This window comes from Jeotgalibacillus marinus, from assembly GCF_040801915.1.
Taxonomy (GTDB): domain Bacteria; phylum Bacillota; class Bacilli; order Bacillales; family Jeotgalibacillaceae; genus Jeotgalibacillus; species Jeotgalibacillus marinus.
In genome coordinates, this window is the sequence record NZ_JBFMIA010000272.1 from 1 (window position 1) to 240 (window position 240).

Genomic DNA, 240 nt, shown 5'->3' on the forward strand with positions numbered 1-240 from the left:
GGCCACACGGATGTCACACCCAACAGCGAGGTGTCGCTGATGAACGTCGTGGCTAAGCAGCCGGTGGCCGTGTCCCTCAAGTTCGGTAGCGCCGACTTCCAGCACTACAAGGGAGGCGTGTTCAACGGCCAGTGTGGACCAAGACTGAGCCATGCCGTCACCGTGGTAGGCTACGGGGAAAAGTCCTTAAATGGCCCCAAGTACTGGATCGTCAAGAACTCTTGGGGGCTCAACTGGGGC

General features: G+C 59.6%; 1 protein-coding gene. It reads left to right on the plus strand.

Annotation, left to right across the window (positions count from 1 at the left end; genetic code table 11):
* On the plus strand, positions 1–240 hold a 240-nt coding region (locus tag AB1471_RS17825), incomplete at both ends, for a C1 family peptidase (protein WP_367781050.1).